Genomic DNA, 11883 nt, shown 5'->3' with positions numbered 1-11883 from the left:
TCTCCGCTGATTGAGCTGGAACGCCAATGTCCGCTGCCGGGTTGAAGTCGTCTCACGATCATGACGTGTCGGATATGAGCTGTGAGTTCTATTAGCGATGCGCGCTTCTTAGGTAATAAAGTAAAAATTGTCGCAATCTGAATCGACAGTAAGCGTGAAGTCAGGAGCGTCAGGTCTGACTTCGAGTGCACTGGCGTCATCATGATTTAACCCTTGATTATCGCTATGAGGTCGCCAGTAACCATCGGTACAAAGCAGCAATACCTCTCCATGGTGCCAACTAAAATTTAGCTGGTCTGGCAGGGTAAATCGACGAGCTTTTAAAACTCGTGTGAGGAAACAAGCATAGCTTTCATCTAACTCCGGGAAAGTGTTAACCATAATATGAGGCTCGTTAACCCAATTAATATTACAGTGATTGCTTTTTCCCAGCCTGCAATCGCCGACATAAACGATCTCTCCGCTACGATCCTTTAAGTCAATGTCAATCAGAGTATAACTGGCACTCTCGGTAAGATAGTCCGGGATCAGCGTCCGGTGAATGTCTTTCAGAAGCGTCAAGACCGATCCATGTTCTTGCTTTATGTAACTCGTCAACAGTGTTTTTGCCCAATGTTCAGCCAGACGACGGGATGCTTTACCTTTATCTGACGAATCAACAATAACCGCAGTAAAATGGTTACCATTCGCTCTGATGGCCACATAATCATTATTATTCTTATGGGATGAGCCCTTTTGGCTTTTCCAGGATATATGCATTAGCATGAAGTCCTGGTGACTATCTCTTCAATACGATCAAATATAATTTTCTCACGCTGGCTACTACTGTTGCTTTGACTGCTCACTGCATATTCAAAATTAGTGTCGCTCAGTAACTGGCTAAGTTGCTCTGAGATAAATGCCTTAACTGCATCTGGTGCACTGCCTAATTCACTAATTAATTCTTCACGCCCGTCGATTAAATTAATGATATCCTCAATGTCGCGGCTGGTTAATGCATCTCCCTGCCCTCTGCCAAGCCAGGCTTCGAGTTTGGTGGCAATAAAGTAGACCGGAGAAACAAGCTTTATAATGATGTCTTCATTAAGTTGATAATCAAAAGCATTTTCCATGGCTTCTTTATACCATCTGTTACTGAAACCCAGAATAGCTTCATCATCTGGCATAATATCTACACGCAGTTCATTCAGTTGCATTGCGCAAATGGGGATATCTTCATCTTTATCCGGGGCAACAATTTTGAATCCCTTCTCCTTTAATTTTTCCTGAAGAGCATGATAACTTGCATAACTAATCACATGAACAATTAAGTCTACATCATCTGTGTGCCGGACTTGCTCTGCAGTAACCTCATCCGTCAGTAAAAGTGCAGTAGTACATCCTCCGACAAAAGTGACCTGCTTCACCAAATCAGGCCCTAATGCACCCGCCACTTCGACCAGCATACGCTGTTGCTGTTTAGCTTCCATGGATCATCTCTCCGTAAACATATTTTCCAGCATATTTGCGGCTAAGCCCGCTTCACGCTGATTTCCGAGCCTGATAGCATCCACCAGAGCAAGCATGGCATATAAATCACCATCCTGCCGAACAGCATAAGGAACGCTATGAAATAAAGGTATCACTTTTAATCCTTTGCTTTTTGCTCTTTCATCAGGCCAGACCGCGATTAACTCACCCGAACTGAACAGCTTTTCATTTAACACAGGAGCAGAAAAAGAGGTGGCTATCCCACGCGTTAGTTCTCCCATTCTGACGGGGAAGACATACTTTATCCCGTAGATGACAAATTCGAGTAGGGATTTCTTATTAGTTCTCGGCACACCATATTTACGGTCTTTCTTAGCCAGACCAATATCCGTGCATCTTTTAACAGACTCTGCTATTTGTGTTTTACTTATGCCCGTCGCTTTTTCCAAGCTACGAACGGTATAAAGACTCTCACGGTAAGCTTCAATCTCACTAAATTCAATGATCCCTTTCTGCTTCAGCGTTTCTTCTTCTGTGATGTCCCAGTCCTGCCATAACTCAGGCCGCGGCCTTAAATTTTCGGCACCGTTTAGATGCTTTTCCTGACGTTGCAGCGATACCAGCTTCAATAATAATAAAACATCTTGACCTTTCATACTCCAATCCACCTCGTCGTCCCGAGTCCCGGGACTAGGGACAATGCTGTGTTACTCAAGCAAATAAAGCAAGAGAAATTTGCGATCGAGCGGTAGCATGAAGCATGAAGCGAAGTTTCTTTCACCGACGGGCTAAGGGCATGGGAAGCTGCGTGAGCAATGCTGGCAGCGACAAAACCATTTAAATATCTATTTTTTATTAAGTTACAAATGATAACACCATCAACAATTCCATTAAAAAAACCGTGCTTCCCGTTACTAATCGCTGCCAGAAAATGCCAGACACAAAAACAAAAAAGCCCGCAATTACGCGGGCTTAGAGGTATTTTATTACTTAAACGTGCCAGCTATAGCCAGACGTTAAATCATTCCCACTCAATAGTCGCCGGTGGTTTTCCAGAGATATCGTAAACCACGCGGGAAATACCGTCGATTTCGTTGATGATGCGGTTTGAAACGCGGCCGAGGAACTCATACGGCAGATGCGCCCAGTGCGCGGTCATAAAGTCGATGGTTTCTACCGCACGCAGGGAAACGACCCAGTCGTACTTGCGGCCATCGCCCATCACGCCTACGGAACGCACCGGCAGGAACACGGTGAACGCCTGGCTGACCTTGTTATACAGGTCGGCTTTATGCAGCTCTTCAATAAAGATAGCATCGGCACGGCGCAGCAGGTCACAGTACTCTTTTTTCACTTCGCCCAGTACGCGCACACCCAGCCCTGGTCCAGGGAACGGGTGACGGAACAGCATGGCGTGCGGCAGGCCCAGCTCAAGACCAATTTTGCGCACTTCATCTTTGAACAGCTCTTTCAGCGGTTCAACCAGACCCAGCTTCATCTCTTTTGGCAGGCCGCCAACGTTATGGTGTGATTTAATCACGTGTGCCTTACCGGTCGCCGAAGCGGCAGATTCGATCACGTCAGGGTAGATAGTGCCCTGCGCCAGCCATTTCACATCATTGAGCTTAGTGGCTTCTTCATCGAATACTTCAACGAAGACGCGCCCAATAATCTTGCGCTTGGCTTCCGGTTCATCGGTGCCGGCCAGCGCGTCAAGGAAACGGTTTTCCGCCGCCACGTGGATAATATTCAGGCCGAAGTGGTCACCGAACATCTCCATCACCTGCTCCGCCTCATTCAGGCGCAGCAGGCCGTTATCAACGAACACGCAGGTCAGACGGTCGCCAATAGCGCGATGCAGCAGCATTGCGGTAACGGATGAGTCAACGCCGCCGGACAGGCCCAGGATCACCTTGTCGTCACCCACCTGCTCGCGCAGACGTTCAACGGCATCTTCGATGATCTTAGCAGGCGTCCACAGCGCTTCACACAGGCAGATATCGCGCACGAAGCGCTCCAGCAGGCGCAGCCCCTGACGGGTATGCGTCACTTCTGGGTGAAACTGCACGCCGTAGAAACGTTTCTCTTCGTTAGCCATAATGGCAAACGGACAGGTGTCGGTGCTGGCAACGGTGACAAAATCAGACGGGATGGCGGTGACTTTATCACCGTGGCTCATCCACACGTCCAGCAGCGGCTTGCCGTCTGCGCTGATGGCATCTTCGATATCGCGGATCAGCGCGCTCTGGTTTTTCACTTCCACCTGGGCATAGCCGAACTCGCGCTCGCTGGAGCCTTCCACCTTGCCGCCCAGCTGCAGCGCCATCGTCTGCATGCCGTAGCACACGCCCAGCACCGGTACACCGGCGTTGAACACGTAGTCCGGGGCACGCGGGCTGTCGTGCTCGGTGGTGCTTTCCGGACCGCCGGAGAGGATGATGCCGTTAGGATTGAACCCACGGATCTGCTCTTCGGTAACGTCCCACGCCCACAGCTCGCAGTAGACGCCCAGCTCGCGCACGCGGCGTGCGACCAGCTGGGTGTACTGTGAACCGAAATCGAGGATCAGGATGCGATGTTTATGAATATTTTCCGTCGTCATTGGGCTATTCCAGGGCGATGTCATACAAAATTCGGGATGGGGTAAAACGCCCGGCCAGGCCGGGCGGGCAGTCTTGGGTTATCAGGAACCCATACGGTAGTTCGGCGACTCTTTGGTAATGGTGACGTCGTGAACGTGGCTTTCCGAAATACCGGCACCGCTGATGCGCACGAATTCCGCTTTGGTGCGCAGCTCGTCGATAGTAGCACAGCCGGTCAGACCCATACAGGAGCGCAGGCCGCCCATCTGCTGATGCACGATCTCTTTCAGACGGCCTTTGTACGCCACGCGACCTTCGATACCTTCCGGCACCAGTTTGTCCGCCGCATTGTCGGTCTGGAAATAACGATCGGAAGAGCCTTTCGACATCGCGCCCAGGGAGCCCATACCACGGTAAGACTTAAATGAACGCCCCTGGTACAGCTCAATTTCGCCCGGTGACTCTTCTGTGCCTGCCAGCATGGAGCCGACCATCACCACCGCAGCACCGGCGGCGATCGCCTTAGCAATGTCGCCAGAGAAGCGGATGCCGCCATCAGCGATAACCGGGATACCGGTGCCTTCCAGCGCGGCAACGGCGTCAGAAACGGCGGTGATCTGCGGTACGCCCACGCCGGTAACAATACGGGTAGTACAGATTGAGCCAGGGCCGATACCGACTTTGACCGCACTGACTCCTGCTTCCGCCAGCGCCAGCGCGCCAGCGCCGGTCGCCACGTTGCCGCCAACGATTTGCAGATCGGGATATTTAGCACGGGTTTCACGGATGCGTTGCAGAACGCCTTCAGAATGACCGTGAGAGGAGTCGATCAGCAGCACATCTACGCCAGCAGCAACCAGCGCGTCGACGCGCTCTTCATTGCCAGCGCCCGCACCAACGGCAGCACCAACGCGCAGGCGGCCGTGCTCATCTTTACAGGCGAGAGGTTTACGTTCCGCTTTCTGGAAGTCTTTGACGGTGATCATGCCCAGCAGATGGAAACTGTCGTCCACCACCAGCGCTTTTTCCACGCGTTTTTCGTGCATTTTATGCAGCACCACTTCGCGCGCCTCACCTTCTTTCACCGTTACAAGGCGCTCTTTAGGTGTCATCACCGCGGAAACCGGCAGGCTCAGGTCGGTGACAAAGCGAACGTCACGTCCGGTAATAATACCGACCAGTTCGTTTTCGCCGTTGACCACCGGGTAACCGGCAAAGCCGTTACGTTCGGTCAATGCTTTCACTTCGCTTAGTGCGGTGGTGGGCAGCACGGTCTGCGGATCGGTGACCACGCCACTTTCATGCTTCTTCACCCGGCGAACTTCTTCCGCCTGGCGCTCAATGGACATATTTTTGTGAATAAAGCCCAGACCGCCTTCCTGCGCCAGCGCAATGGCCAGACCCGCTTCGGTCACGGTGTCCATAGCAGCAGACAGCATGGGAATGTTCAGACGGATAGTTTTAGTGAGCTTAGTGCTGAGGTCGGCGGTGTTTGGCAGCACCGTGGAGTGAGCAGGAACGAGCAGAACGTCGTCGAATGTCAGGGCTTCTTTAGCGATTCTTAGCATGGCAATATCTCAACCTCAGGGTGAATGAGAACTTGTAAAATATTGCCGCGGCATTATACAGGCCGGAATCGATTGCCTCCAGCATTATTTACTTAAAACTCTTGATCCCCTGAACCAGGGATGTAGTATCAATGGATTAACCCGCTGATTTAAAGTTTGATCTTCATCACATGTCGCAACCGCCAGGCACCAATATTTTTACCGTGAGCCGTCTTAATAGCACAGTGCGCAAGCTGCTGGAGATGGAAATGGGCCAGGTCTGGCTGAGCGCGGAGATCTCTAATTTCTCCCAGCCCTCTTCCGGCCACTGGTACTTTACGCTGAAAGACGACACGGCTCAGGTTCGCTGCGCGATGTTTCGCAACGGCAACCGCCGCGTCACCTTCCGCCCGCAAAATGGCCAGCAGGTGCTGGTGCGCGCCACCATCACCCTGTATGAACCGCGCGGTGACTATCAGCTGATCGCCGAAAGCATGCAGCCTGCCGGGGACGGCCTGTTACAGCAGCAGTTTGACCAGCTGAAGCAGCGCCTTATGGCAGAAGGGCTATTTGAACAGGCGCATAAACAGCCATTGCCAGATCCGGCGCGTCAGGTCGGGGTGATCACCTCCTCCAGCGGCGCTGCGTTACACGACGTGTTACGCGTGTTACAACGCCGTGACCCTTCTCTGCCCGTGGTGATCTACCCCACTCCTGTGCAGGGCGCAGAAGCGCCTACAGGCATCGTACGCGCCATTGAGCTGGCCAACGCCCGTAAGGAGTGCGATGTGCTGATCGTCGGTCGCGGCGGCGGCTCGCTGGAAGATTTGTGGAGCTTTAACGATGAGCGCGTGGCGCGGGCGATTTTTGCCAGTCGTATACCGATTGTCAGCGCGGTGGGTCATGAAACCGACGTCACCATTGCCGATTTTGTTGCCGACCTGCGCGCCCCAACGCCTTCCGCCGCCGCCGAGCTGGTCAGCCGCGATCAGATTGAGCGGCTGCGCCAGCTACAGCAGCAGCAGCAGCGTATGGAAATGGCGATGGATTATTACCTCGCGCGACAGCAGAGCACGTTTACCCGCCTGCAGCACCGTTTACAGCAGCAGCATCCGCAGCTGAGGCTGGCGCGTCAACAAACCGCGTTAATGAAAGTACAGCGCCGACTGGACGACGCGCTGCAACAGCATCTGCGCCAGGCCACGCGTCGCCAGGAGCAACTCGGCCAGCGCCTCAACGCTTTCCGCCCGGAGATGCGTATTGAACGGGCAAGCCAGCAGTTACAACAGTGGCAATACAGGCTACGGCAGGCGATGCAGCAACGGCTTGGCACAGGAAAACAGCACTTTGGTCAGCTTGCCGCCAGGCTGGAGGGCGTCAGCCCGCTGGCTACGCTGGCACGCGGCTTCAGCGTTACCAGCACCGCCGAGGGTCAGGTAGTTAAAAAAACCGGACAGCTGCATCAGGGTGACACGCTGAAGACCCGTCTCGACGATGGCTGGATAGAAAGTGAAGTCACCGCCATCACCCCGCTGAAAAAAACACGCAGGCGCAGCACCTGATTGTCGCGCCGCCCACTATTTTCGGCTGAGGCGGCGACTACCTGTCTGACATTTATTGTTAAAAAAAGAGCCTGATGTCCCCTGCGGACGCCGGAGCACTGTCGTGCTCCCATTTCCACAGCAGTGAAGCTGGCCCCCAACGTGACGTTTAGCAGGCAAAAAAATACCCCTTCACTGCTGAAGGGGTAGAGTTAATACCGTCACCTTAACTATTTATCCAGCGCGTAGGCGATCACGTAATCACCGCGATCCGGCGACTGACGCGCCCCGCCCGCAGAAATCAGGATGTACTGCCTACCGGTTTTCGGTGATTTGTAGCTCATCGGCCCGCCCTGGCTTCCAACCGGAAGACGGGCTTTCCACACCTCTTTACCGGTTGAGGTATCGAAAGCGCGCAGATAATAATCCTGAGTTCCGGCGATAAACACCAGGCCACCCTGCGTGGCGAGCGTACCGCCCAGCGTTGGCATGCCGACCGGCATCTTCATGCGCATTTTAATGCCAAACGGCCCGGTATCCTGCACTGTCCCTACCGGAACCTGCCATACGATTTTCTGCGTTTTCAAATCGATTGCGGAAAGCGTGCCGAACGGCGGTTTCTGGCAAGGGATACCCAGCGGAGACATAAAGCGGTTTTTGTTTACCGCATACGGCGTGCCTTTTAGCGGCACCGCTCCCATCCCGGTATTCACCGACTCGCCGCCATTGCCGGCTTTTGCATCGGCTTTTGCTGGCAGCATCTGCACCCACAGGCCAAGACGCATATCGTTGGCGAAGATGTAATGATTATGCGGATCGGTCGACAGGCTGCCCCAGTTCATACCGCCCAGCGATCCTGGGAAGCTGAGAGAGACGTCCGTACCCGGAACGGTATACAGGCCATCGTAGCGCATCGATTTAAAGCCGATACGGCAGGCTAGCTGGTCAAACGGCGTGGCTCCCCACATATCCGACTCTTTCAGAGTTTGCGCGCCAATCTGCGGCATCCCGACGGATTTCGGCTGGGTTGGCGTATACTGTTCGTTGGGAATATTGCCGCGCTTAACCGGCACTTCCTTCACTTCGGTCAGCGGCCGGCCGGTCAGACGATCCAGCACGTAAATTTGTCCGGCTTTGGTGCCAAACACCACCGCTGGTTTAGTGCTGCCATCTTTTTGCGGGAAGTCGATCAGGCTTGGCTGCATCGGAATGTCGAAATCCCATAAATCGTTATGCACGGTCTGATACACCCATTTCTCTTTACCGCTGGTGGCATCCAGCGCGAGAATGGAAGCCCCATACCTGTGGTCAAGCGCGTTACGGTTGGCCCCCCACAGATCGACTGAAGAGCTGCCCATCGGCAAAAAGACGGTGTTCATGGCCGCATCGTAAGACATCGGCGCCCATGAATTCGGCGTGCTGCGAACAAAGTTTTTTCCGTCCTTCAGAGAAGCGTTAGGCTCCTTGTTACCGGGATCAAACGCCCAGCGCAAGGCACCGCTGACGACATCAAAACCACGCAGCACGCCGCCCGGCATATCGGTCTGCACGTTGTCCGCTACGCGGCCGCCTACCACCACGGTCGTACCGGCGAGGGTCGGAGCAGAGGTCAACTGATATTTAGGATCGCTGGCTTCGCCCAGACCGGCTTTCAGATCAACAAAACCTTTGTTGCCGAAGTGCTGGCACAGCTCGCCATTATCGGCATTGATCGCCACCAGACGCGCATCGATAGTGTTCATCAGAATACGGCGTTGGCAGCTGTCCCCCGCGACCAGCGTCACGGGCATAACTGGCGTAGAGTCAGGCACCGAAGGCTGTTGCAGCGGTTTATTGGCATCAAAATAGGCTAGCCCACGGCAGCGGTTCCATACCTGAGACTGAGCGTTGACTTCTGTTTTCCAGATCTGCTTACCGCTGTCTGCGTCCAGCGCAATCACGTTATTGTGCGGGGTGCAGAGGAACACCCGATCGCCGACCTGCAACGGGGTCTGCTGATCCTCAGCGCCGTTACCCGTCGGGCTTTCGGGGATATCGCCAGTGTGATAGGTCCATACCGGCTTCAAATTCTTGACGTTATCACGGGTTATCTGATCCAGCGCCACAAAGCGGCTTCCGGCAGCGTTATTCCCGTAGTTATCCCAATTTTTCTGCTCGACAGACTTATCAACCGCAACCAGCGGAAGTTCCTGGCCGTCAGAAGCCACGGTCGGGTGCGGCTGGAACATCCCGTAGGCGGTAGCCAGCAGACCCAGAAGCGTAACGCCGCTCAGTCCATAGGCCGCTTTGGCATGAGCGCTACGCGCTTCGCGCTGACGTAGAGATGGATAGGTCAGTAGCGCAAGCAGCAGCATGCCAGCGGGGAACATCAGGCGAGAAACCAGCGGCCAAAAGTCGAGGCCAGCATCCTGTACGGCCCAAATAACTGAGCCGATAAACACCAGGGCATAAATGACAACCGCGGAAGAACGGCGGCGGAAAAACTGGACGGCGGATAGCACGGTGAAGATACCGGCAATGACGAAATACCCGCTGCCGCCGAGTGATACCAGCTTGCTACCGCCGATCACAAAGTAAAGACCGGTTGCCAGTAACAGAACACCCAACACGAAACACCCTAAGCCCAGCCATTTAGACGATCCGGCGCGCATTTTAGGCATACAAAAATACTCCTGGAGATAATAAGGCGGACTCACATAAAGCCTTATCTGATTGAACCTGACGCGGGGCTGTAGCACCCTCCTTTTTGCTTAAGCAGGCCGCCACGCGCAGCGTAAGCAGCCATACCAGCAAACGAAAAAATTGTACCATCAGGTTCGTAATGCCAAAACATTAAATTAACAACTTGCTCACCATTGATAACGTTTAGCCTGGCTTTGGCACAAATTGATCAACACAGAGCCAGACGCCGATACTGGTATGATGCGTAAAAAAGGTGAAGGCGAGCGGTACAGAGAGTTTGATGGTTTGTAAAAAATTCAGGTTAACTCTACAGCGTCATTTTGTGCACAGGGCCCGTCAGCCGGGGACGAAAAGGCCGTGACGTTGCGGGAGGCATTGGATTTTTTGGCGCAAAGAGGCTGCGCGGCGGGCGATGAAGAAGCGCTGACGAGGTGACAACAGGCTAAAAACCTGACCAGCGGGAGCTGCCATCAGCAGAAAACAGAGGGGGCCATCAGGCCCCCTTTGGTATCAACGTTTGTTCTTTTTAAGATGACTCATTAAACGTTGGCGTTTGCGCTGCTGATTTGGCGTCAGCAGGTTACGTTTGCCTTCGTACGGGTTATCACCCTCTTTGAACTGAATACGGATCGGCGTACCCATAATATCCAGCGAACGACGGAAATAGTTCATCAGATAGCGCTTGTAAGAATCCGGCAGGTCTTTGACCTGATTACCGTGGATCACCACAATCGGCGGGTTATATCCCCCGGCGTGAGCATATTTCAACTTCACGCGGCGGCTGCGTACCAGAGGCGGCTGGTGATCGTCAGCGGCCATATGCATAATGCGCGTCAGCATCGAGGTGTTAACGCGGCGCGTTGAACAGTCGTACGCTTCGGTCACCGACTCAAACAGATTACCCACACCGCTGCCGTGCAGAGCAGAGATAAAGTGAATACGCGCAAAGTCGATAAAGCCAAGACGATAATCCAGCGCTTCTTTTACTTCATCACGCACTTCCTGTGACAGACCGTCCCACTTGTTGACTACGATCACCAGTGAGCGCCCGCTGTTAAGGATAAAGCCCAAGAGGGAAAGATCCTGATCGGAAATACCTTCGTGAGCGTCGATAACCAGCATCACCACGTTGGCATCTTCAATCGCCTGTAACGTTTTGATTACCGAGAATTTCTCAACAGTTTCAGTGACTTTTCCGCGCTTACGCACCCCGGCGGTATCGATCAGTATATACTCGCGACCGTCACGCTCCATCGGGATATAAATACTGTCACGCGTGGTTCCCGGCATATCAAACACCACCACGCGATCTTCGCCGAGAATACGGTTGGTCAGGGTTGACTTGCCGACGTTAGGACGACCGACGATGGCTAGCTTGATCGGCAGATCGAGTGGATTGAAGTCATCCTCTTCATCCGCCGTCGCTTCGCCATTGACTTTGGCTTCTTTCGCCGCCAGCTCAGCCCAGTAGGCTGCGTTTTCTTCTTCTTCCGTCAGCTCGCGTTGCGGCACAACTTCGTCCATCCACGGCAGCAGCACCAGCTCCAGCAGGCTGGTTACGCCGCGCCCGTGAGAAGCGGCAATCGGGTGAATTTCTCCTAGCCCAAGTGACCAGAAATCCACTACCGCCGAATCCGCATCAAGGCCATCGGTCTTGTTGGCAACCAGGAAGGTAGGCTTCTGACGAGAACGCAAATGTTTAGCAATAGCCGTATCGGCTGGCATCAGCCCGGCGCGGGCATCGACCATAAACAGCACCACATCGGCTTCTTCAATCGCCAGCAGTGACTGTTCCGCCATACGGGTTTCTACGCCCTCTTCGTTACCGTCGATACCGCCAGTATCGATACAAATAAACTCACGCCCTTCTATTTCAGCGCGACCGTATTTGCGGTCTCGGGTAAGTCCGGGGAAATCCGCTACCAACGCATCTCGCGTGCGCGTTAAACGGTTGAAAAGGGTGGATTTTCCCACATTGGGACGCCCGACCAGCGCGACCACAGGTACCATATTGAAGCCTCATAACTAAATAATAAGCGCCTGGCTGCGAAGTTTTTTTCG

Annotated in this window: 8 protein-coding genes; 1 reads left to right on the top strand and 7 read right to left on the bottom strand. The window is 53.7% G+C overall.

Annotated elements, in window-relative coordinates; translation table 11 throughout:
- Window positions 1–108: 108 nt before the first annotated feature.
- The 5 genes from ETA_RS18680 to guaB all read right to left on the bottom strand — a co-directional run bounded on the left by ETA_RS18680 (window position 109) and on the right by guaB (window position 5620).
- A complete protein-coding gene (locus tag ETA_RS18680; protein ID WP_012440785.1) occupies window positions 109–759 on the bottom strand; it encodes a hypothetical protein in 651 nt (216 codons plus the stop codon).
- Window positions 759–1469 carry a hypothetical protein gene (locus tag ETA_RS06250; protein WP_012440784.1) on the bottom strand — a complete coding sequence of 237 codons (711 nt, stop codon included), beginning with the start codon at window positions 1467–1469 and terminating at the stop codon, window positions 759–761. Before ETA_RS06250 ends, ETA_RS18680 begins: the two co-directional genes overlap by 1 nt.
- A gap of 3 nt (window positions 1470–1472) precedes the next feature.
- Window positions 1473–2126: a hypothetical protein gene (locus ETA_RS06245; RefSeq protein ID WP_012440783.1), complete on the bottom strand. Its 654-nt coding sequence runs from the start codon at window positions 2124–2126 to the stop codon at window positions 1473–1475.
- 365 nt (window positions 2127–2491) lie between these two features.
- Window positions 2492–4072, bottom strand: coding sequence for a glutamine-hydrolyzing GMP synthase (gene guaA, locus ETA_RS06240; RefSeq protein ID WP_012440782.1), 1581 nt, complete (start codon window positions 4070–4072; stop codon window positions 2492–2494).
- A gap of 81 nt (window positions 4073–4153) precedes the next feature.
- Window positions 4154–5620, bottom strand: coding sequence for an IMP dehydrogenase (guaB, locus tag ETA_RS06235; RefSeq protein ID WP_012440781.1), 1467 nt, complete (start codon window positions 5618–5620; stop codon window positions 4154–4156).
- 170 nt (window positions 5621–5790) lie between these two features.
- Here guaB and xseA point away from each other — a divergent pair, with 170 nt between their 5' ends.
- Window positions 5791–7161 carry an exodeoxyribonuclease VII large subunit gene (gene xseA, locus ETA_RS06230; RefSeq protein ID WP_012440780.1) on the top strand — a complete coding sequence of 457 codons (1371 nt, stop codon included), beginning with the start codon at window positions 5791–5793 and terminating at the stop codon, window positions 7159–7161.
- 209 nt (window positions 7162–7370) lie between these two features.
- Here xseA and ETA_RS06225 read toward each other — a convergent pair whose 3' ends face one another.
- Window positions 7371–9800, bottom strand: a complete 2430-nt coding sequence (locus tag ETA_RS06225) for a glucose/quinate/shikimate family membrane-bound PQQ-dependent dehydrogenase (RefSeq protein ID WP_012440779.1) — start codon at window positions 9798–9800, stop codon at window positions 7371–7373.
- A gap of 532 nt (window positions 9801–10332) precedes the next feature.
- A complete protein-coding gene (gene der / locus ETA_RS06220) occupies window positions 10333–11832 on the bottom strand; it encodes a ribosome biogenesis GTPase Der (protein WP_012440778.1) in 1500 nt (499 codons plus the stop codon).
- Window positions 11833–11883: the final 51 nt, after the last annotated feature.

The organism is Erwinia tasmaniensis Et1/99, assembly GCF_000026185.1.
Classification (GTDB): domain Bacteria; phylum Pseudomonadota; class Gammaproteobacteria; order Enterobacterales; family Enterobacteriaceae; genus Erwinia; species Erwinia tasmaniensis.
The sequence above is the reverse complement of the archived record's forward strand: the minus strand, read 5'-3'. Positions and strand labels throughout refer to the sequence as shown.